Consider the following 22866-nt stretch of genomic DNA (forward strand, 5'->3'; position numbering starts at 1 on the left):
AATAGAACAGGTAGACTTGCCTATTCTATTTTTTTATTTATGATTTTGCTGTCTTAAAGAAGCTATCAGACAAATAGCCCTTGCCTCTGACCATATCATACTCAATCAGTTTCAAATCATCTGCTATTTCCTGTGCTTCTTCGTCCAATTCCTTTTTATCTACACTAGCCTTATGCAATACTTCTGTTAATAAAGCATAGTAAGGTGATACTTTGGAATTTGTCTGCTCCAGTAAGAGAGCGGAGAAATCACTAGAATTGACTCTTGGATAATCAAGTTTAGGAGTTTCATAATTGCTCCAAACGAAATAATCTGTCAGATATTGGCTTTCTGGATCTTCTTTAAAGGCTGACTGAGGATAGAGACCTGGCAGATGATCGCCATAAAAGACGACTGTTACCTTTTTATCTACCTTTGAAAGCTTCTCAAGAAAATCCTTGGTCGCCTGATCTGTATGGTAAAGCATTCTGACATAGCTGGAAAGAGATTCGTTCCCTTCCTTGCTAAAGTCAGGATAGCTGGCAGACATGTAGACAGGATTGGGCTCACTCCAAGGCATGTGGTTCTGCATGGTCATGACAGAGAAAAACTGTCCCTGCTTGCCATTCAAATGCTCCAAGACTTGATTATAAGTCGTTTGATCGCTGTAATTACCACCTATATTATCACCTTTCAAGCCTTTGGTACCATAGTGAATAAAGGTATCAAATCCCAAATCCTGGTAAATGACATTTCTGGCATAATTGCTAGGAGAAGCCAGATGGATTACTGTTCGATTCTTAGATGAATAAGCATCACTAATGGAAGGGAATCTATTCATCCTCGGGACAATTTCAGTATAGAGAACCGAAATAGATGGAGACAGATTATAAAAAGGCAAACCAGTCAGGGTTTGAAATTCCATGTTGGCCGTTCCTCCACCATAGCCGTCTGACTTCATAAGTCCACTAGTGGTGCGAGTTTTAACTTCCTGGATATAAGGAATTGGATTCTCAGACATAGTTACACCGTCAACCCGAGCAGGGTCAGAAAAGCTTTCACTGAGGAGGTAAATGACAGTTTGATCTTCGATTTTATTCTGGCGGTCTTTGTTAATAGCTTCAGCAATTCCCTTGTATTTCTTTTCTATCTCTTGAATCTTTGCTTTGGAATAGCCACGTGGCTCAGTCATGGTTGTATCCGACATCTGTGAAAACCAGACAAAGGAAAGGGAGCGCATCTGTGAATTGACAGTATTTCCCATCCAAGTCAGGTCATGGTAATTATTCAAGACCGAAATAACTGGAATATTCTCTACTATTTTGCCATTCTTTTTAGTGGCAAATATATCCATGACTCCCAAGAAAAAGACCAGGGGCAGGACTAGCAAGAGAAGTTGGTATTTAAGAACGGTAATGAGCTTGCCTGGCAAGATTTTCTTACGCAAATACCAATAGAGAGCGCCTAAAGCAACTAGTCCCAAGATAGCATAAAATCCATAATTGCCTCCGAGAAAGTCAAAGAGGGTCTTGGGATTTCTCAGCCAGACCATATCGCTAGGCAAAATCGGCTCTTGGCGATACTGGAATTTCAGACTGCTAGCTATGGTGGCAATCACCACTAGCGCTGTTATCAGCATGGTTGGCAGGAGAAAATGATTGAAAATTAGGTAAAGAGCCATAAAAATCATGAAAAAAACGATGATTTGAAAAAGACTGGCTCCGGTAAAAAGATACCTCTCTAAAACAACCACATCTCCACGGATAGTATTTTGAATGGTGTAATTAAAGACAAGAGCAAACACTGCACTCAACACAAAAGCAACAGAAACACTGGCTTTATTCTGAGCGAGATCGCGCAATCCCTTAACAGCTAGAAAGCTTGGGAAAGAAAGCAGGATAAAGATAAGTGCGATAAGGCAGAGGAAAGTTAGCATAAAGTTCTGCGTTATTTCCAACTTGCCTTCCTCAAGGAAATTCACTAAATAGCTTTGGTGATGCAGCAATTCCGGCATCTTATCGTCCATAAAAGCAAGAAATAGGAAGAGCTGAGATAGAAAAAGATTTTCCAATACCTCTCTATTTTTCTTGGTAACCTGCAAAAACTTACCTGGGAAGCGTTTTTTAAGCTTTGGAAAATGAATAAAAATATAAGCAAATAAGAAAATCAAAAGCAAGCCAGGCAGGGAGTTAAGCTGCCAAAAATGATTGCTGAAAACTCGATCTGCTTTGAACTCAAAATCATTGACATGCTGCGTTACTGTCAGCAAATAAGAAAATCCAGTATAAAGAGCGTAAATAATAGCTGACCATTGTAAGAATCTTTTGCTGAAGAGCTGAGACAAAAGCTTACCCAAGCCAAACAAAAGAGGAAGCAGCATCAGAAAGGCCAGCCACAAGGCTGGATAATTCCGCAAATCCTCGCCTTCCTCCAACAATAAAACCGTCGTAACAGCGACTATATCTAGAAGTAAAAAACTAATCAGCAGGTATGAGAACTGCTTATAGTGATTGAGTAAAAATTTCATTTTTCTTTCTGGTAAATAGTTATATTCTCTAGCGAGATTTTTTGTGAATTAAGAATCTCACTTTTTCTTTAAAAGATTGGACAAACGATTTCGTATCTTTTGAGATAAATTTTTCTGACTTAATTTTTCTTTTTGCTCGGCCAATTCTTCCCTTTTCCTCTGCCAGTCCAGTAAAGAGGGGAGGGAAGATAAGGGCATAATCTTGAAATCGTAATGACTGTCCCAAGCTAGATACACCAATAAATGCTCTAAAACATCAGACAGCTCCTGCTCAGAGGATGACAAGCTTTCCAAGCTCTTCATCTGGAACACACTAGCCAAAGCAGAATATTTGAACCATAAGAAACCGCCATAGACCCTCGTTAAAGAAGAGGGAGTCATAAAGTCAAAAGACTTATGCAAACCAGCTTCCTGCCAGACAGCAGCCAGCCTTGGACGCGGCGGTTCTGACTCAAACAAGCCGTCTCTGACTAGGCGCGGCAAATCCGGAATAACCAGACCTACAGCAGACTCCTGCGCTAGCGCTTCTATACTTGCATCCGCATAATCCACCATCATATTTATCAAATCAGAGCGCATAGCTTGGTCAAAAACTGCCTGATTCTCCACCAATCGATGAGTAGATAGATGGCCGATATAAGCATAGTTTTGCAGAATTTTCTTCTGCTCCAGCATGGTAAGCCAAGCATGCGATTTCTGACTTAGGATAATCTGTACTTTATTGCCCAGATGACCCAGAGCTGTCTGCAGCTGTTTCAGCACTTCTGGCTGATTTGTTGTCACTAAATACTGATACTGAGACGATAGAGAGAATAGCTTGTCCTGATACTGCTGAAAAATAGGAAAATCCGTTACATGAATATACAGGAGGACAGGCTGATCTGTACGATAGTTCGAAGTTGACTGGGACAAATACTTGCCCTCTAGTAAACAAGGAAGATCCGGACCAAAATGATAGAAAAGATGTTCCCTAATAAGCAAAGTCGGATAGGATGAGTTGGTTTCAAGTTCTTCCAGCAAATACCTAGCCAAAAAAGGATTGCCCGTAAGAGCCTTGACCTTTAGAAAAGGGACCTTCGCTTCCAGAATCTTAAGTGGCTTATAGTAGGAAAAGTCTGGATGAACCAATTCTCCTGCTGCTTCCTGACGGGTATCAAGGAGAGCTTGATATCTGAAGCCAGCATCTATAAAACACTTGGTAAACTTGGTCTCGTAATGGTCTATCACATCTTGAACGTCAGTAAAATCTTCTACCTGCGACCAAAATTCATGAAAAACCTTGTCTTTGAGAACTGACTGCTTAAAGGTGACAAAGTAGCTCTGCAGGTGTTCTTCAAAGTACCTGGTCTTGCGAAAATTAGTCATTCCCCAAAAATCGACTTGCGAATCCTCTTCAAAACGCTGATAAATCGATGCCAAATCCCATAGCGGACCAAAGCAAGTGTCGTTCATGAGAGTCAGAGAGTCTGAGTTCTGCAAAGTGTCAAAACCCAGCCAGTTCATGCCATCACGCCAGGCTGCAAAATCAAAGCCTCGATTATCCCGCTCAAGCAAGTCAGAAATGCCCAAGTCTTCTCTCAGCCGGCATTTGTCCTCATAGCTCAAAGGACTATTTGAAATAAAAAGAATCTTAGAAAAAAGCGGCTTTAGCTGCTCCAATTGATAGAAGACATGACCGCTTATATGATTGCATTTATTGAAATGAACATAGAGTAATATTCGTTCCATGAAAATACCTTATTCTTTATGATTGAGAAATCTTCCAACTGCCATTACGCTGGATTAAGCCAGTGGCAGAATCCTTAGCAGAGACATCGTCATCCTTAATATCCTGACGATTGACTAAGATAACTGGGTTGTTCTGAGAGTCTGCAAAGGCTAGAATTTGTTCTTCCTGATCCCGTACCGAAACCTGCAGTTTTAACTTTGCATTATTTATCTGTGACACATGGCACTTGTAAGTCAAGCGCTTCTGTCCAGGTCCTTCTGTTGGCTGATCCATGGAATTATCATTGTAAAGCCAGATAGTTCGATCGATATCTGTCAGAGAAAAGGAAACATAGGTCGGAAGGTCTTGATTTACCTGATAAGAAATTTCAAATTCAATCTCTTGTTCAGGTGAAATCTGAGGCGAATGCAAGAGCTTAACCTTCAAATCAGAAACCGCTGCATTCTCAACCTGGAAATCTTCGTTCATGGCTTTTGTTTCAGTCGCATTGTCCAGACTGTACTGGTTGGCCACATCATCTGGATTGCCGATAGCCTTGACCAAGCCATTTTCAATCAAGACAGCCTTATTACAATATTTTTTAACAGCTCCCATGTCATGGGTTACCAGAATGGTCGTCTTGCCTGATTCCTTGCGATCTTTGAAGTAGTCATTACACTTACGCTGAAAGGCTTCGTCCCCGACAGCCAAGACCTCGTCCAAAATCAGAATATCCCCCTGAGCCTTGATGGCCACAGAAAAGGCCAGACGCACCTGCATACCGCTGGAGTAGTTCTTGAGCTTTTGGTTCATAAACTCGCCCAGCTCAGCAAACTCCACGATATCATCATACATGGCGTCTACTTCTTCTGTTGAGAATCCCAGCATGGCACCATTCATATAGACATTTTCGCGGCCAGTTAGTTCTGGATTGAAACCGACACCTAGCTCAATAAAGGAAACCAACTTACCGTCAATAGTTACCTTGCCCTTCTCCGGAATATAAATCTCAGAGATAATTTTAAGGAGGGTGGACTTACCAGAGCCATTACGGCCGACAATCCCGTAGAAGTCACCTTTTTCGACCTCAAAGGAAATATCTTTCAAAACATGCTGTTCTTTGTAACCTTTGATCCCCTTAAAACGATTGACCAGACTGGTTCTCAAACTCTGAGTAGCCTCAGTAGGCAATCGAAAGAATTTACTTACATGGTCGACTTTTACTGCAATATTATTTGACATTATAAAATCTCCGCAAATCTCTTAGCATTTTTATTAAAGAAGAACAAACCTAGAGCCAATATCACAAAAGGAATCATATAAGGAATAAGGGCGATTAGTTTGTTGTTCACGATATCCCAGCCTCTGACATTGACAGGAGAAACGATGAAATGGCGCATGTCCTGCAGCATCTGGGCAATCGGATTGAGCATCATTATTTTGGCAACAAAAATGTTTTTACCTTTCAAAAGGAAGTTCAGAGAATAGATAATGGGGCTGGCATACATTCCAGCTTGAAGAGCCACTTCCCAAATCGGTCCAATATCCCGATACTTTACAAACAAGGAAGACAGCATGAGGGCGCAGCCCATTGCCAAGACCAATACCTCCAGAAAAAGAGGAATAATCACTAGCGTATGCAAGCCAAATTCCACCTGATTGATCAAGGCGAAAAGGAAAACAACGACCAGATTAATCAGAAAATTAATAGCTGCTCCAAGAACGGATGAAATGACGATGGTATGTTTAGGAAAGTTTAATTTACGCAGCAAATCTCCCCGAGAAACGATGGAAAGCATGCCCATATTAGTAGCTTCGGTAAAGAAAGACCAGAAAACCATCCCCATCAACAGTCCTACAGTATAGTGGGGAGTTTGATCGTCAAAGCGTAAAAAGCGAACAAAAACCAGATACATAATAGTAAACATCATCAACGGCTTCAAAATCGACCAGAGATAGCCGACCAAGGACCCTTGATAACGCAACTTAAAATCCGTCTTGATTAATTCTTTCAAAAGAATTCGATTTTTTTTACTAAAAAAATCCATGAATATTACTCCTTATAAGCAAACTTTGTGAGAATGAGGCTGGTAAAAACCAGGGTATGGAAAGTACGGTTTTTACGGTAGCCATACTGACGAATCCTGCGCCAGCGTTCCTTAAAAGGCACCTCCATAATGGTCACAAAGTTCTCAATTAACTCTCTATTTTCAGCAGTCAACGGCAGGGTCAGTAAATTCCTAGCCTGAGTCTGACTGTCTTTTATCAATTTCCAATATTTGGCGAAAAGCACATGGGGACGTACCCAGTTTTTTACGCGTTTTCTGAGCGTTCGTGCTCCTAGCACATTATTTGAATGCTGCCGATAGAGCTCACCCGGCTTGTCAATATAGACTAGATTGCCAAAAGCCGCAGCCAGCAAGCCCAGATACCAATCGTGCATGAGCAGTTCATGCTCTTCCTTCCCAGTCCAAAGTTGGGCCAAGGCGCGATTTATCATAGAAACACCGCCCGTTACCGTATTCTCCGTCAACTCTTGGACTAGTTCTGTATTAGCGTGATCTGACTGAGTGCGAATCATGCTTTCGTGAACAACCTGTAGCTCTTGATCTACGACCTTCAAGTCAGTATAAACCAGCAAGGGCTGACTGCTATCATATTTGTCTGCCTCAGTCAACTGCATGGCAATCTTGTCTGGTAGCCAAACGTCATCTTGGTCGCTAAAGAGATAGAAATCCGAATCTTGGTATTGAAGTAGGCTATGAAAACTCTGAATGACACCTAGATTTTGTGGATTTTCCCGATTGATAAAGGCAATGCGGTCATCCTTGCAGCAAAAGTCTTCGATGACAGCCCGCGTCCCATCTGTAGAGCCATCATCACGAATCAGCAGCTGCCAGTCCCTATATGTCTGCTCTTGAATACTCTTAATCTGCTCGGCCAGAAACTGTTCCCCATTATAGGCGGACAGAAGAATGGTCACTTTCATGATAAAAATAAATCCTCGTATTCACCCATAATTTTTTCCCAGGTGTAGTTTTCTTTCATATTTTCTTTGGCGGCTTGACCTAGCTCCGTAAAATCAGTTTGAGCATCTACTCGGTCAATCAGCTGGGCCAGCTGGCCAGGTTCTTTTTTCCAGTAGAGAGCCGTTTCCTTTGCTACCTTCCGATTGAAGTCCACATCTAGCACCAGATTGGCATCTGTCTGAGCCAGTGCTTCCAAGAGTCCCGGATTGGTCCCACCAACCTCGTGGCCATGTATGTACGCAAAAGCATGATTACGGATATATTTGAGCAGATTCTGGTCATAAACCGTGCCGACAAACTTAATGCGAGAATCACGGTCAAAGCCCGTTTTCTGCTTAAGTTCTTCAAAATAGGGATTGCCCTCATGATTGCAGATAATCAGCAAGTCACGTTGGGTTTTGGACTTCATAAATTCTTGAATGATGGTTTCATAGTTGTTTTCCGGAACGAAGCGTCCGACAATGAGGTAGTAGTCTTTTTCCTTACTGGCCCACTTTTCAAAGAAGACCCTGACCTTGCCTTCGTTTTCCGTCAGATTGGACAGATAAAGGTCGGTTCCATAAGCGATACAGGTCGTTTTAGACCAAGGATAAGCTTTTTGAATATAGCTTTCGATGCCTTGATTATCCGCTATAACCAAGTCTGCATGCTTGGTCATGACCTTTTCAGAATACTTGAGATAGGCTTGGACTGGCTTAGACCACTTGGCCCGCTTCCACTCCAACCCGTCAGGATTGATAAAGAATTGACCGCCTGCCTGATGGATACGACGAGCAAAGGGAAGGATAAAAGCACCAATCGTATTTCCAAGAATGTAAAAAATTGGCTGCTCAATCTGCTCTTTCTTAGCAAACTTGAGGGCGTAGGAGACAGCCATCATATCATAGGCAATTACGCGGGCCGGACCAAGCTTAGGTGGCTTGACTGTAAAACAGTCTACTCCCTTGTAGTCAAAATGATGAAAAGCTTCATCATCTGATAAGCAAGCCACATGATATTGGATTTGAGAAGAGATTTGATGCTCTGTCAATTTTTCGACAAAGGTTTCAAATCCTCCATATTTGGCAGGAAGTCCCCGACTCCCGATGATGAAGACATGTTTCATGATTTCCCTCAATTCAAGATTTTACAATCCATTCTATTATACCACTTTCTAGTGTGTTTGTATAATACAAAAAGGACAGGTAGAGCCACGGCTGCACTTGTCCTTTTCTTTCTTTAACCTCTTCTACCAGAAAACAGCTTATTTTTCACTTTGCGTAAGAAAGAGCCTGCTGGTTGAGAGGGTAAATTTGTATCCAATAAGCATTTGACATGGCGCAAGGAGTTAGGCTTGTACATTTCAGTGTTTTCAATCTTATCCAATAAGTTTTGGTAAACACTCTGAACTGTGTAGCGCTCTTGGATTTTACCGAGATTAGCCACCGACTGGTCTTTTAATCTCTCAAAGTTTGCCAAGGCAATGTTTATCTTATCAGCCAACTCCTCAATATTGCCAGATGAATACAGCTGACCTTCTTCAAAGATTTCATAGGCGGATAGATGACCAGGATTGTCCGACAAAATGGTCGGAAGGCCATTCATAATCGCTTCAATATAGACTAAGCCAAAGGTTTCCATCGCAGATGGAAATACCGCAAGATCTGCTTCCGTCACCTCTGCCCAAGGATTGTCCTTGTGCCCCAAGAAACTAATATTTTCTATTTGATGTTCAGAAATATAAGCATCACATTTTTTTCTGTAATCCTCATCCCAGGCTCCGATCAGAACTAAGGCTGGTTTTGGCTGAGATAGCTGGTCATAGGCTTTTATCAATTCTAATTGATTTTTCCGCTCTGTCAAACGCCCAACTGACACGATACGCCTTTCGGCTCCATCCCTTTCTCCTGTATCAGTAGGATGAATTTTCGTAAAAGGGGCAAAAGACAAGACTTTTCTGTCTGGCAGCAGCTCCTGTAACTGTCTCTGCAAGGCACCTCTAACTGCAAATATTTCCTGTGAATAATCACTGATAAAATCTAGCTTTTCCTTATAGTAGCCAAACTCTCCGTCAGGAAATTCATGAATCAGCCAGAAATGCGGAACATCCTCGCAGGCCGCTGCCACTGCACCTTGAAACATATTGACCGTATTGGTAATAACCAAATCAATCTTTCGCTCCGTTAGTATCTTTCTGAGCGCTGAGGTATTATCCTGATATGACCGAGCTCTAGTCTCAGGACTATCTGGCAGGCCACCAGGCGCATCCTCCCACCACCATTTAACTGACGGCAAGGCTATAGTCTCAATAGCCAAGGCAGCCAAGCTGGATATATAGTCCTGCTGAACGGCTACATGATAATCCGGAATCGCATTGATAACCTGATGGCCCGTCTGGACCAAGTATTCCATCAAATGGACAATAGAGATTTCAGCTCCATTATCTAGCGTTCCAGTCGGCGAAATGAATAATATCTTTTTTTTCATAGCTTATCCTAATACATTCCAATAAAAGGGCACCATCAAGTAGAGGGAAACCAAGAAGTTAGCTACCAGAGTCCCAACCATCATTCGATTCACCACTCTGTCTTTAATGTCCAAGGTCCCTAGATTAGCAACAGTTGGTAGCAGTAAGATCAAGAAGGGTGTAAAATAACGTCCCTGAGCACCAACCGATATCATGGCGCCTTTACCGAGGACAATGGGCGTCCACTGCAGATACATAATTGATACGACAGCAATCACTTGAACCAGAAACAGATAACGCGACATGATTGTGTAACCCTTGGTCATAAAATCTTTCTGTGACTGCAAAAAGATAATCGCCAAAACTGCCACATCAATAAAAATCAGCCAAAGCGGCAGCTGGATAGTAAAATTCCCCAAAAAGCCAAACATACCGATTGTCAAAATCGTATTCAAGTCGCCATTAACACTTTGCTTAAAGAGCGTATTCAGCAAGACTTGGCCATAGTGCAAGAGACCACCCTGATTGCGAAATGCCAGATGCAGAGCAAGAAAGAAAGCTGCAAAGCCAAACACATAGAAGATAGGGCGATAACGAGCTACAAAAGCTTTGGCTGCAACAAAAGGCTTGTTCAGAACCGCAAGGAATCCTTCAAACTCAAAGTCAACAAAAGGCAGCAAGCCTAATAAAAGAACATTATTCGGTTTGGTGACAAAGAGGCCTATAGAAATCACCAAAAGCTCCAGTACATTTCTATTAGTGAACTTCTTATGGTAGGCTATATTGGTCAAAAAGCCAACCGCCAGCATAATCTCCAGATAGCTCATCACATCATAAGAGAGAGAAGCTGCCTGCTGGACCATAATAGGCAAAAGAGATAGGAAAAGCAGAGCTTTTTTGCCATATTTGAAATATTTAATCAGCAGATAAACCCCGATGATGTATGCCAAGGCATTAAAGAGCCGCCCCATCATCACGATGAAGCCTACTGACGGATAAAGCATGCTCCCCAAGGTCATACCTAGCAGCTGAGGCAGGAAAGAGATAGCCTTGAGATTAAAGCCAAAGGCAAACTCTTCTTGCGTCATATCTATCTTCTCTGAGAACAGTTGCTTGTACTCTGCCGGCGAAACATTCGGAGCGGATGGGATTTTATCCATCCATTTATATGTTCGACTAGTCGGTTTATGGAAGATTTCCCATGTCATACGAGCGTGATTGGTCTCATCAGGCACTCGATTAATCGGTTGTGCAATCATAAAAGTCAAGACAAAGACACTTGCCAATAATAAGAAAATATTCTCAACTTTTACTTCTTTATTTCTTTTCAAAATAAGTCACCATTTCATCTTTTTTATCTAAACTGCAATTTTCTAATACAAAAGCGTAGGCATTCTCCGCCAGTTCTCTGCGTAAATCCGCAGAAAGAATCAGACTTCCCAGCTTTTCTTTCCATTCACTATCTTTAGCCAAAAGTCCAGTCTGACCATCTATCATCATGTCCGCAAAGGCACCGATATGACTAGCAATTGTTGGCACCTTGACTAGAGCTGCTTCTATCCACTTGATTTCTGACTTGGCCCGATTAAAGACTGAGTCTACTAGTGGAGCCAGATTAATATCAACCTGACTAATCAACTGAGGCAAGGCTTTCCAGTCCACATACTCATGGACGATAATACGCTGCGAATATTGTTTCATATCCTGCGGGATATCCAAGTGGCCTACAATATGAAGCTCCACGGTTGGGTAGTGGTCCAGCACTTCTTTGATAGCCGGCTTGATGAGCTCAAAATTCTCATTGTGGCTGATGGAGCCCGAGAAATAGCCGATTTTGATTATGTCGTCTGCACCAAGGTCTTCCTTCAAGAACTGCGAGCTAACCGCAATCAATTCGCTGGACGCCAGATTACGATTCAGCAGGACTGAGTCCTTGTATTTGAGCAATTCCTCTTTTAACTGATTCGTAGAGGTAATCGCCCCATCACAAGCCGCCAGCATTTTCCCGTAATTCTTCACTCCAGCATCGTAATTGCCCTTTTCCTTCTCAGACAAGCCTTGGGTATAGCTCAGCTGATCCGTATAAAGGGTATCAAATACCAAATCATCAATATCAAAATAAACTGGCTTATGCTCCTCCCGAGCCAAATCGCATAAAAGCTGGAGCTGAGCAGACCAAGGAGCGCGGTAGATAATGATGTGGCTGGCATACTGGGCCTGAGCAAGACTAAACTCAGACGCATTGACCACTTTCACAGCAAAGCCATTCTTTCTAAGCTGCTCTGCCTTATTGAGCACACGGTAGCGCGTACACTGCGGAATGATGTTCTCTACACCGTCAATGATGAGGATATATTGATCACGAGGCACCGCTTTGAATTTTTGAACGATGTTCTCAAGAATCTCCACTGGATAATCTGTCTTCTCCCGAACGTAGTCCAATAAATCAGGAACTTCCGACTCTCTTTCCAGACCTTGCCATAAAAACTGCTGATCATCATAATTCTTCAAAGAAGTATACTTAATCAGAGGACTACCCGCTTTTAACATCCTTAATGGATGAATATACATAGCCGAATCCTGATTTTCGTGAACCAAGGCATCGTAGCGATAGCCCAAGTCAGCAAAGTACTTGGTAAAAGTCGTTTCATGCTTTCCGATAGCTTCTTCCCGTGAATCCGTGTCAGTCAGCACTTGCCAATAGTCGTAGAATTCTTCGGACTGAAGCAGCAAAGGCTCAATCACCAAAAAATAAGACTGTAGGTGGTTGGGAATGTAACCATAGCGGTTAAAACCAGTGATATCTTCCTGAGTTTCACCATAGGAAATTCCCCAAAAATCAAGATTTCGGCCAACCATAGTTTGAAAGACAGCCGCCAGATCACTCATAGGTCCGATATTGGTGTCATTGACGAGCATCAGCTGAGAGCAATGCTGCAGCTTTTCCTTTCCTAAGGAAAGAATGCCTTCACGAAAAGCTGCTGTATCATAGCCGGTATTATCCCGCACCAAGACTTGCCCATACTGCTCTAAAGTTTCTAAATCCTCTGCAGCCAGTCCGCCGTTAACGACGATGAGAGTCTTATCAGCCAAAGTTGCTAATTTTTCTAAAAAGATAACCTTATACTGCTGCAAGCGAGGCTCGGATTCAAAAATGACATAAATTAAGACTTTTTCGCCGCTTGAAACTGAAGCAAGAGCTTTTTCCCTTTGGGAGTTCCGCAGCCATTGATAATAATAAACTTTAGGAGACTTAACTTGACGTTTTAGACGAATCAACTGTTGCTTAATCCGACTTAAAACAGCTTTGATACTGCGAGGATTTTTGACTAATCGAGCCAGACGTTTCAATGGGGTAATCACACCATTCCCCAGCCGATAGGAAATAGATCGGCGAATACGAAACTGCTCCTGAATAGCCTCATCTCGCTGTTCCTTTATCGTTCTCAGTCTGGATTTCAAGGAATCTAGATTTTTATGTAACTGCCGCTGATCCTCCTGCAGTTCAAGAACATAGTCGTTCACTTTATCCATATGCTGAATCAGTTCATCCAAACGGCCTTCCAGAGTAAATATGTTCTTGCCCAAAGCTTGATATATTTCATCTGGTATCTTTCTCACATACTTACGCAAGATTTTCAGATACATTTCGTAATGATATCTCGTAGAATCCCGTTTAGAGATTGATTCCTTATCAAAGACCCGGTAATTCAGCTTTGTTTTTGCATCATAAACTGGTCTCGCTCCTTGATTGATAATTAAGTTTAAAAGGAAATCATAGTCCTCCAGTTTTTCACGATTCAGCGCTTCATCATAATAAATACCATCAGCAACCGAACGACGAATGAGGGAACAGTTGGAAATATAATTCTCTGTTAAGAAAGCTAGCTTGTCAAATGGCCGTGATTTAAGGTAAAACTCCTTTTTATCAGGATCATACAAATCCCCATAGACAATATCTGCTTCCTCTTGCACCATGGTTGTGTAGAAGCTCTCAACATAGTCTGAATCCAGAAAATCGTCACTATCCACAAAAATAAAATAAGTGCCTTGAATTTGCTGCAAAGCCTTGTTTCTTGTCTTGACAACCCCCATATTTTCATGGCTTTCAAACCGCGTCGGAAAAGGGGAATTCACCAAGACAGATTCTATGATTTCAGCAGAATGATCAGAGGAGCCATCATCCAATACCAGTAACTCAATATTTCGATAGGTCTGAGCAAAAATACTGCGCAAACACTGTTCAATGTAATCTTGATGGTTGTAACAAGTTACAACAACAGATATTAAATCTTTCATATACTTTCCTTGTAAATAACTCTATTAGTTTGAGTTAGCATCTTGACTCTTCATATATGCTTTATTTATCAGATTAGCCATCCACTTAGGCCAGAAAAGCTGATACATAAACAAGTCCTCTTTGGTTCGAGTATTATCTGAAATAGTCTTGGTTGTTTCCGACTCTCCATGAATCCGGTGGCACATAAGCTTCTCAGAAATATAAGCAAAGCGACCCTTATAGGCGCTAATCTTGTACCAAGCATACCAATCCAGACTCACGCGCATTTCCTCATCAAATCGAAAATCCCTTAATGTCTCTAAGTTGTAAGTCACCGCCGGACAGGAAATGGGATTGCCAAAAGCTAGAACCCGATTTCTCCAAAAACGACTGGATGGCATCAGATTCAAGGTTTTAAGCATGAGAGTCTTGATTTTCAGATTGGTATTAGCCGGAATTTTGACTCCATTTTTCTCTTCAAAGTAGTCTGTATAGGCAATGAGAATGTCCTTAGACTGCTCTATCTTCTGCATCACTGCTTCTAGATAAGTTGGCTCATAGTAGTCATCCTGGTGGGCAATGGTAGCATAAGAAGTCTCAACAAAGGAAAGGGCATTGTTCCAGTCCTTACCGATACCGCCTCCTTCTTTCGTATAAAAAGGAATACCGTACTTCTGGCACAGCTGCTTGATTGAATCCAACGGTGTTGAGCTATAGCAGATAATCTTTGATGGCAAGGTTTGAGCTTGCAAAGACAGGATACAAGCTTCTAAAAATTCACTTTCGCCATAGGCGCAAATCACCCAGGTATGGTTATTTTTCATCTTTTTTACTCTCTAACTTTGACATTCTTTGCTTCATGATGGACAGTTCTTGCACCAACTGCTTGATTTGCTCCTTTTGTTTGGAAATGGAAATAGTATGTAAAAAAACAATAACCAGCAGGAAAAAGATGGCCAAGGACATGACAAAGTTTGAGGTCAACTCAAAACCTAACAATTTGGCAATCGAAACGGGAATCCAATCAAAAATAGAAATAACAATCAGAACGAAGCCAATAATAATCCACATAAAGGCTTGCTCAAATAAAATATTGTTTTGATTGATATTCCGAAAGACAAAATACAGGAATAGGACTGAAGCCACCAGCATAACAATAGACAAAATGGACATTATTCACTCTCTTTCATAAAAGCAGCAATCAAGATCGAAGAGCAAACTTCAATCATATAGCGAATGGACTTAATCGGAGTAATCGAAGAGACTCCTCCTGCACGTTCAAACATATTGGCTGGTGCTTCCACCACTTTATATTTCCGCTTCAAGATATGTACGATTGATTCTGGCTCAGGATACTTGATAGGATAGCGTGCAGCGAATTGTCTAATAATGTCTTGATTGGCCAAACGATAGCCTGATGTGGTATCCAGAATCCTTTTGCCTGTTGTTAATTTAATAAAAGCTGAAATAATGGTAATGCCAAAACGCCGCATAAAAGTCGTCTGAAATTCCGAAGACTTGTCACCGATAAAACGAGAACCAACAACCAAATCAGCCTGCTGACGACGAATAGGCTCCAGCAAAGCATCCAGCGACTCAATATCATGCTGACCATCTCCATCAAACTGTACGGCCACATCATAATTCTTCTCAAGAGCATACTTATAGCCCGTCTGGACAGCTCCACCAATCCCTAAATTCATAACCAAATGAATAGCATTCAGATGATGGTTGTCCAAAATCTCCTTAGTTCTGTCAACTGACCCATCATTGATAACTACGTAGTCTAAGTCAAAATCAACTTTCTTCCGGTATTCTACAATGCTCATAACCGTATTTAAAATACTTTCTTCCTCATTATAAGCAGGAATTATCATTAAAACTTTCATTAATTTAATCTATTCTTTCTATAACATGTCATCACATTATTTTTTGTTTTTCTGCAACTGTTTTTTTCTATATTTCATAAAGCTCGGAATTAGGGAATTGATAATCTTATATCTTAGCATTGGAAAAGGCTTCATAACAATATTAAAGATTCTAAAACAAACAAAATACAGCTGCCAACCTTCTTCCATTGGTGTATCCTTCCATGGAGTTTTGTGTAGATAATAGAGGTACTCCTTTTTAAACCTATGTGTATTCCCCTTCCGCCAAGGTCTCTCTTCACCTAGATAGTGAATAATTGTAGGTGCTTTCCGAAAATGATTAAAATCTTCCTGTGACATAAACTTAGTTGGCTTACTTAATTCACTCAACGTTTTATAAGGATAGACATCATAAATATTAAAATAATTAAAGGAAATTGGCAAGGTAAAAATTTGCTCTTTCAAGGCTCCATTTAAGGCATCTTGGTCTGGTGCGAATAGCTTTCCTTCATGAAATTGATAAAATTCTATGACCTTTTTACCAATCTCTTCCCTACGCCATTTTTTTAGATCGATCAATAGGACACCCGAATTATGATAGGGGTACTCTTTCAAAGCTAGAAATTCCTTTCTTGACTTATCCACAGTTGGTTCGGGACACATACCTATTACCTTATCTCCTAAGTCGCTATAAAAAAGAGAACCTATATCTTCTAGAACTAGTGTATCTCCGTCGAGATATAAAATCCTATCAACTTCTTGTGGAAGAAGTTTATCTAAAAAAAGACGTGCCAAAATAATTGAAGACCAACCGTTTGTATCAAAATCAAAATCAATATAGTCTGCGATATTATTTATAGAAATAATACAAACTTTTCTATCGTAACTTTTAGCAAATCCTTTTAATTTGTTTTGATTCTCTTGGCTTATCCTCTCGCCAATTAAATATACTGTAATATTCTCAGCAGATTTATTATTCTCAAATATAGAACACATACAGGTTGCAACTTGAGGTACGAACGCATCATTTAATGTAAATAAGATATTCATAGAATTCTACTTCTTTCTTTTTTCCTGATTTTTAGCAACGCCATAAATAATCAGACTTGTTGCATAAAAGACGCACATGGAGATTAAAAAGGAATTAGCAGCTCCCAGCAATTTTTGATCACGGATAAATGGTAAAGTAATAAATTTTGAAACAGCAAATGTCAATAAATAGGCTATCATCAGATAATGCTGTTTTCTAAAGATGGTCATAATGATATCAACCACTAGAGCAAAAACATTCAAAATACCGCCTATAAGTAATATAGTGAAAGGAAGCTTATACTCCTGTAATTGGATACCATAGACAGCACTAAGCACTTCTGTACCAATCAGATAACCCAAAATAACAATAACAAGTCCTAAAACAGTCATTACTAGATTTAGAGTATTGACCTGTTTGAAAAATAGTGTAAATTTCTTCTCGTTCCAATAAATGGAAAGCTGTGTAGTCAACGGTCTCAGGACAAAGAATAAAAGGGATAGAACAAAGACAGGCATGAATAGAACATTAAAGTCTCTTTGAACCCCAGATGAAAAATAGCCATTTGTCAAAAGGTAATCAATATCAATTTTTGGCTCGTTATAGATATACGTTATCAAAAAACCATTTAAAAACAAGGGAAAACTATTTTTCAAAATAGAATACACATTTTTTCTGTCATCATGGAGTTTAGGCGAAAACTTTTCCTGAGAAAAATGTAATCTACAGTTTCTGAAATCTAAGGGGAAGGTCAGAATGAAATTCGCACAGCAAATAACAATACTAGCTACCATCAATGATTTTGTAAGCAACAGGACTATTGCAAATATTAACATGCAAATCCAGCTCCTATAGAATTGCACCTTTCCAGCTAAGTCTGATCTATTTTTTTGCTGAAATAATCCTTGAAAAACATCTGAATATGCATCTATAGCCCGATAAAGAACAAGCAATAAAATAATACTAGATTTATAAACATCATACCCTTGCCATAGAGTATAGATAAACGATGTTAAAATCATCAAAAAGATCGTAAAAAGTCTCGTGTTATGATAAGAAGCAAATTGGTATCTTTCTTTTATATCCGTAGATTGCAGATTTCTAACTTGAAAATAACCTAGAACAAAGAACTGCTGACCAAGAGCATAAGCAATACTAAAAATATCAGAATCTCTTGAATCTAGAAATCTAGAAGCTAGTAGAAGCAAGACGACTGATATCAATGAAGATGAGACTGTCCCCAACATGTTCCATATATAGTTATTTTTCAGTCCTTCTTTTGAGATTATTTTTTCTATTTCTTTATTACCGTCATTATTTTTAGCATAAGGTGATGATCCTGATTTTGAGGGCATTTTTCTTCTCCAAATGTATTCTATTTCTTATTATACTATACTTTCAGTGAAAAGTGAAAATCCTTCCTGAAAGAATCTCTCTTTTAAATGATACTTTCTTCCCCAACCTAATTAAAAAGGGCAAAACTTCTATCAAGCTTATATCTATACTTCTTCTCTTTCCGTTTCCTAAATCATCTTAAAGGTGGTTCTGCAAAATCAAGCTATCTATTCTGGAGATTACCGACCACCTTCTATTCTTCCTCATTTTTTAAAACAATTACAATATTAAAAAACCCCGTTTTCACGGGGTTTAGTGTCTGACTATAATTGTTATCTGGGAACGGAATCGAATTAAGCTTCGATTTCTGTAACCATACCTGAACCAACGGTACGTCCACCTTCACGGATAGAGAAAGTAGTACCTTGTTCAACGGCGATTGGGTGGATCAACTCAACGTCGATAGTTACGTTATCACCAGGCATTACCATTTCAGTACCTGCTGGAAGTTCGATTGAACCTGTAACGTCAGTTGTACGGAAGTAGAACTGTGGACGGTAGTTGTTGAAGAATGGAGTGTGACGTCCGCCTTCTTCTTTAGTAAGGATATAAACTTCACCCTTGAATTTAGTGTGTGGGTTGATTGAACCTGGTTTAGCGATAACTTGTCCACGTTCGATTTCATCACGTTGGATACCACGGAGAAGCACACCTACGTTGTCCCCTGCAAGACCTTCGTCAAGCTGTTTACGGAACATTTCAACACCAGTAACAACTGCTTTTTGGATTTCTTCTTTGATACCAACGATTTCGATTTCGTCGTTGACTTTAACGATACCACGGTCGATACGTCCTGAAGCAACTGTACCACGACCAGTGATTGAGAATACGTCTTCGACTGGAAGAAGCAATGGCTTGTCAGTATCGCGTTCTGGTTCTGGGATGTACTCATCAACAGTGTCCATCAATTCCATGATGATGTCTTCATATTTAGAGTCACCTTCAAGAGCTTTAAGAGCTGAACCTTGGATAACTGGAAGATCGTCACCTGGGAAGTCGTATTCTGACAAGAGGTCACGGATTTCCATTTCAACCAATTCAAGCAATTCTTCATCGTCAACCAAGTCAACTTTGTTCATGAAGACGATCAAGTGTTTAACACCAACCTGACGTGAAAGCAAGATGTGCTCACGAGTTTGTGGCATTGGTCCATCAGTTGAAGCTACTACAAGGATAGCTCCGTCCATTTGAGCGGCACCAGTGATCATGTTTTTAACGTAGTCCGCGTGTCCTGGAGCGTCGATGTGAGCATAGTGACGCTTAGCAGTTTCATACTCAACGTGCGCAGTGTTGATAGTGATTCCGCGTTCGCGTTCTTCTGGAGCAGCATCGATAGACGCATAGTCTTTAGGTTGGTTAACTGCTGAAGGCAAGCGACGTGCCAATACAGTTGTGATAGCTGCAGTCAAAGTAGTTTTACCGTGGTCAACGTGTCCAATGGTACCAATGTTAACGTGTGGTTTACTACGATCGTATTTTTCTTTTGCCATTTGAGTAAAAGCCTCCAATAAAATATATTTTATAGATAGACAGTAGGCAATACAGTCTAACTTTCCTTACTATTTTATCAAATTTAAATGAAAATGCAAGTCTTTTAGCATTTTTTTGTGAATTATTCCTTGTCTGATTTTTAGTAAGGTTGATACAAAGAAAAGCGGTTGAACTGTCACTAGTATAACGAATTAAAAAGCCATTTGGTTACAAAAATAGAAAAAAACCGGAACAATTCCGATTTTTTCTTTATATTAGCCAGAGTTTCGCAGACCAGTTGCAATACCGTTGATGGTGATGTGAATCAGCTTTTCTTGATCAGGTGTGAGCTGGCCGTTTCGCTGACGCTTGATCAGTTCTAGCTGGATATAGTTCAAAACATTGAAGTAAGGCATACGATAGTGCAAGCTATCTCTCAGATAGGTGTTTTCTGCTAGGAGCTCATCATGACCTTCAATCTCCAAAATAATATCCTTAGTCAACTGCCACTCATCCAAGATAATATTGAAAATATCACGCACATTCTGATCTTCACAAAGCTGCGCATACTCAAAAGCGATATTCATATTTGACTTAGACAGAACCATGTCTACATTTGACAAGAGTGACTTGAAGAAAGGCCATCTCTTATACATAAATTGCAGAAAGGCTAAGTTATTTTCTGGGTCTTCATCAATGAATTCCTTGAAACTCGACCCAACACCATACCAGCCTGGGAACATAACTCGACTTTGAGACCATGAGAAGACCCAAGGAATAGCTCTGAGACCACCGATTTCAGTGATGGTTTTACGAGCAGCTGGACGAGAACCGATATTAAAGCTAGAGATAGCCTTGATTGGGCTGGATTCAAAGAAATAATCGTAAAAACGCTCGTCGCCAAAGACCAAATCACGGTAAATCTGATAACTGCGATTAACTACTTGGTCCATAATTCGCTCATATTTATCAGACGTATGGCTATCGCTCTTCTTATGAGTTACCATGCGGTTAATGGCAGCAGACACCAGCATTTCCAAGTTATAGTAGGCTGCATCCTTGTTTCCATATTTATTACCAATGACTTCCCCTTGCTCAGTCAGACGGATCCGGTCATTGATACTGCGGAGTGGCTGAGAAGTAATAGCTTCATAGGTTGGGCCGCCACCACGTCCAACTGTACCACCTCGGCCATGGAAGAAGGTGATTTTCACGCCAAACTTATCACCGATAGCTGTCAACTGCTGCTGAGCCTTGTAGAGGGTCCAGCAAGAAGACAAGTAACCCCCATCCTTATTACTGTCTGAATAGCCCAACATGATTTCTTGATAATTGTCTTTAGAGGCAATCCACTTCTGTGCAATCGGTAGAGACAGGTATTTCTCCATGGTATCGCAGGAATTGTCCAAATCCTCAATGGTTTCAAAGAGCGGAACAATCTGGACACGTGCACCGTTTTCATCAATCAGCCCCACTTCCTTGAGCATAATAGCCAACTCAAGTAGATCTGATACACTGGTCGAGTGAGAGATAATATTTTGCTTAATGACTTCCTCACCAATGGCATCTTTTAGCTGACGGGCGGTTTTGAAAATTTCCAGTTCCTTTTGCAGAAGCTCGGACTTAGGCTCATGAGTAGCTGATAGGATACGAGGATCTTCTAGCAGCTGTTTGAGGAGGACCTGGCATTTTTCTTCTTCCGACAGGCTACTATAATCCTGAACAATATTAGCCGAAGCCAAGAGTTCAGCCACACAGGCCTCATGAACGCTAGAATCCTGCCGCATATCAATGCTAGCCAAGAAGAAGCCAAAAACATCAACTGCTTGGAGAAGTTCAGTCAAGTCGCCACTTACCAAAGCTTCACCATGATGTTCGATAAGAGAATCATAAATGACCTGCAAGTCTTCCTTGAATTCCTGAGCTGTTTTGTAAGAAGGTGTCTCTTCTTTCTTCAGCTCGGTCAGGGTCTCGCTGATACGAGACTGGATATAGTTAGGAATGATTTCTCTTCCTTTATTGCTGACAGAAAGGTTGGCTTTCGCAGACAATTTTTCCTCAGCTCGGTCAGTCAATCGCTGACCGTCAGTTGAAAAGTTGCCTTCTTTAAGGTAAAGCAAGGTTTGAATCAGCTTGGACTGGATATAGTGGAAAGCTCGGCGGTAAGGCTCATTTTCCCGATAAACAGACTTGTCAGTAGACAGTGCTGCCATTTCTGCTACTGCCTGACTGGTTTCTGATAGGTTGGTCGAGAGCGAGAAGGTGCGATAGAGTGTATAAACCTTGTCAATATAATAGTTGAGGATGACTTCACTCTGGAGAGTGGCAGATAGTTTCAGGGTTTCTGCTGTTACAAAAGGATTGCCATCTCGGTCACCGCCAATCCACATTCCCATGGTAATAGGCTTAGGATTATCCAGCTTGATCCCCCGCTCTCCTGCCAAGCGTCTATATTCGACCATAAAGTTGGTGATCGCTTGTAGGAAAGAGCTGTTATAGTACTCCATGACATTAGTAATCTCATTAGTTACTTTCAGCTTTTTCTCACGGATCATATCTGTCTGCATCATAAGCTCAATATAGCGGCGGAGATTTCCTAGCCACTTCTTCTCATTTACCAGGCCTGCTTTAACATCACGATGCTGACGCAGCAAACTATGAATATGATTGGTTAAGTCCAGAACGGTCTTACGCTGAACCTGAGTTGGGTGAGCTGTCAGTACTGGAACAACATTCAGGTTTTCCAGAATTTCCTGAGCATTTTCCCGCGTTGAAATCAGGTCAATGGTTGTTGATAGCTTTCCAAGATAATCCTGATTAATATTGTTCTGGTGGTTGATTTCATAAGCTAGGTCCACGTCTTCTGAGATATTAATCAAGAGTGGTAAAATAGAGAAATAACGGGAGATATAGACCATTTCATCTGTCGTTAGTTCTTCTACAATCGCTTTTAGCTCATGATATTTGGAATTGACAGCCAGCTCTTCCATGAGGGAGATTTTTTCAAAGGTCTCAGGGCTGAGAAGATTCCGAGTAATGTCGGCAAGCAAGTCTGTCAAAATGGCGACTTCTTCTCGAATCACTTCTTTATTGCTGTAGCTTTCTAATTTGTTAAATGACATAATCTGCACCTTT

At 40.7% G+C, this 22866-nt stretch carries 16 protein-coding genes; all 16 read right to left on the minus strand.

What is annotated here, in order from left to right:
- Positions 1–37: 37 nt before the first annotated feature.
- Entirely contained in the window at positions 38–2506 is a 2469-nt protein-coding gene (locus K1J09_RS02025) for an LTA synthase family protein (RefSeq protein ID WP_223322473.1), read from the minus strand.
- A gap of 57 nt (positions 2507–2563) precedes the next feature.
- The gene (locus K1J09_RS02030; RefSeq protein ID WP_223322472.1) at positions 2564–4234 is read right to left on the minus strand and encodes a rhamnan synthesis F family protein; all 1671 of its coding nucleotides are present in this window, start codon (positions 4232–4234) and stop codon (positions 2564–2566) included.
- Between the two features lie 16 nt (positions 4235–4250).
- Positions 4251–5456, minus strand: coding sequence for an ABC transporter ATP-binding protein (locus K1J09_RS02035; protein ID WP_223322471.1), 1206 nt, complete (start codon positions 5454–5456; stop codon positions 4251–4253).
- Positions 5456–6262, minus strand: a complete 807-nt coding sequence (locus K1J09_RS02040; protein ID WP_223322470.1) for an ABC transporter permease — start codon at positions 6260–6262, stop codon at positions 5456–5458. Before K1J09_RS02040 ends, K1J09_RS02035 begins: the two co-directional genes overlap by 1 nt.
- Positions 6263–6267: 5 nt before the next feature.
- Positions 6268–7203 carry a glycosyltransferase family 2 protein gene (locus tag K1J09_RS02045; protein WP_223322469.1) on the minus strand — a complete coding sequence of 312 codons (936 nt, stop codon included), beginning with the start codon at positions 7201–7203 and terminating at the stop codon, positions 6268–6270.
- A complete protein-coding gene (gene cps2T, locus K1J09_RS02050) occupies positions 7200–8348 on the minus strand; it encodes a beta 1-4 rhamnosyltransferase Cps2T (protein WP_223322468.1) in 1149 nt (382 codons plus the stop codon). The genes K1J09_RS02045 and cps2T overlap by 4 nt, the downstream gene beginning before the upstream one ends.
- 113 nt (positions 8349–8461) lie before the next feature.
- Positions 8462–9709, minus strand: a complete 1248-nt coding sequence (locus K1J09_RS02055) for a glycosyltransferase family 4 protein (protein ID WP_223322467.1) — start codon at positions 9707–9709, stop codon at positions 8462–8464.
- A gap of 3 nt (positions 9710–9712) precedes the next feature.
- Positions 9713–11020, minus strand: a complete 1308-nt coding sequence (locus K1J09_RS02060; protein WP_223322466.1) for a DUF2142 domain-containing protein — start codon at positions 11018–11020, stop codon at positions 9713–9715.
- Positions 11007–13988: a rhamnan synthesis F family protein gene (locus K1J09_RS02065; RefSeq protein WP_223322465.1), complete on the minus strand. Its 2982-nt coding sequence runs from the start codon at positions 13986–13988 to the stop codon at positions 11007–11009. Before K1J09_RS02065 ends, K1J09_RS02060 begins: the two co-directional genes overlap by 14 nt.
- A gap of 24 nt (positions 13989–14012) precedes the next feature.
- Entirely contained in the window at positions 14013–14792 is a 780-nt protein-coding gene (locus K1J09_RS02070) for a glycosyltransferase family 2 protein (RefSeq protein WP_002895012.1), read from the minus strand.
- Positions 14782–15141, minus strand: a complete 360-nt coding sequence (locus tag K1J09_RS02075; RefSeq protein WP_002895011.1) for a DUF2304 domain-containing protein — start codon at positions 15139–15141, stop codon at positions 14782–14784. The genes K1J09_RS02070 and K1J09_RS02075 overlap by 11 nt, the downstream gene beginning before the upstream one ends.
- Positions 15141–15857, minus strand: a complete 717-nt coding sequence (locus K1J09_RS02080) for a glycosyltransferase family 2 protein (RefSeq protein ID WP_223322464.1) — start codon at positions 15855–15857, stop codon at positions 15141–15143. Before K1J09_RS02080 ends, K1J09_RS02075 begins: the two co-directional genes overlap by 1 nt.
- A gap of 36 nt (positions 15858–15893) precedes the next feature.
- Entirely contained in the window at positions 15894–16886 is a 993-nt protein-coding gene (locus tag K1J09_RS02085) for a glycosyltransferase family 8 protein (RefSeq protein WP_002920765.1), read from the minus strand.
- Positions 16887–16892: 6 nt separating this feature from the next.
- Positions 16893–18221, minus strand: coding sequence for a lipopolysaccharide biosynthesis protein (locus tag K1J09_RS02090; RefSeq protein ID WP_002920764.1), 1329 nt, complete (start codon positions 18219–18221; stop codon positions 16893–16895).
- Between the two features lie 333 nt (positions 18222–18554).
- Positions 18555–19751, minus strand: a complete 1197-nt coding sequence (tuf, locus tag K1J09_RS02095) for an elongation factor Tu (protein ID WP_002895003.1) — start codon at positions 19749–19751, stop codon at positions 18555–18557.
- A gap of 255 nt (positions 19752–20006) precedes the next feature.
- Positions 20007–22853, minus strand: a complete 2847-nt coding sequence (ppc, locus tag K1J09_RS02100; protein WP_223322463.1) for a phosphoenolpyruvate carboxylase — start codon at positions 22851–22853, stop codon at positions 20007–20009.
- Positions 22854–22866: the final 13 nt, after the last annotated feature.

Source organism: Streptococcus sanguinis, from assembly GCF_019928825.1.
GTDB classification, from domain to species: domain Bacteria; phylum Bacillota; class Bacilli; order Lactobacillales; family Streptococcaceae; genus Streptococcus; species Streptococcus sanguinis_L.

What these genes read in the sequence shown, in the direction of transcription:
- K1J09_RS02025 (WP_223322473.1), bottom strand. Translation starts at nt 2,506, where the DNA reads ATGAAATTTTTACTCAATCACTATAAGCAGTTCTCATACCTGCTGATT.
- K1J09_RS02030 (WP_223322472.1), bottom strand. Translation starts at nt 4,234, where the DNA reads ATGGAACGAATATTACTCTATGTTCATTTCAATAAATGCAATCATATA.
- K1J09_RS02035 (WP_223322471.1), bottom strand. Translation starts at nt 5,456, where the DNA reads ATGTCAAATAATATTGCAGTAAAAGTCGACCATGTAAGTAAATTCTTT.
- K1J09_RS02040 (WP_223322470.1), bottom strand. Translation starts at nt 6,262, where the DNA reads ATGGATTTTTTTAGTAAAAAAAATCGAATTCTTTTGAAAGAATTAATC.
- K1J09_RS02045 (WP_223322469.1), bottom strand. Translation starts at nt 7,203, where the DNA reads ATGAAAGTGACCATTCTTCTGTCCGCCTATAATGGGGAACAGTTTCTG.
- cps2T (WP_223322468.1), bottom strand. Translation starts at nt 8,348, where the DNA reads ATGAAACATGTCTTCATCATCGGGAGTCGGGGACTTCCTGCCAAATAT.
- K1J09_RS02055 (WP_223322467.1), bottom strand. Translation starts at nt 9,709, where the DNA reads ATGAAAAAAAAGATATTATTCATTTCGCCGACTGGAACGCTAGATAAT.
- K1J09_RS02065 (WP_223322465.1), bottom strand. Translation starts at nt 13,988, where the DNA reads ATGAAAGATTTAATATCTGTTGTTGTAACTTGTTACAACCATCAAGAT.
- K1J09_RS02070 (WP_002895012.1), bottom strand. Translation starts at nt 14,792, where the DNA reads ATGAAAAATAACCATACCTGGGTGATTTGCGCCTATGGCGAAAGTGAA.
- K1J09_RS02075 (WP_002895011.1), bottom strand. Translation starts at nt 15,141, where the DNA reads ATGTCCATTTTGTCTATTGTTATGCTGGTGGCTTCAGTCCTATTCCTG.
- K1J09_RS02080 (WP_223322464.1), bottom strand. Translation starts at nt 15,857, where the DNA reads ATGAAAGTTTTAATGATAATTCCTGCTTATAATGAGGAAGAAAGTATT.
- K1J09_RS02085 (WP_002920765.1), bottom strand. Translation starts at nt 16,886, where the DNA reads ATGAATATCTTATTTACATTAAATGATGCGTTCGTACCTCAAGTTGCA.
- K1J09_RS02090 (WP_002920764.1), bottom strand. Translation starts at nt 18,221, where the DNA reads ATGCCCTCAAAATCAGGATCATCACCTTATGCTAAAAATAATGACGGT.
- tuf (WP_002895003.1), bottom strand. Translation starts at nt 19,751, where the DNA reads ATGGCAAAAGAAAAATACGATCGTAGTAAACCACACGTTAACATTGGT.
- ppc (WP_223322463.1), bottom strand. Translation starts at nt 22,853, where the DNA reads ATGTCATTTAACAAATTAGAAAGCTACAGCAATAAAGAAGTGATTCGA.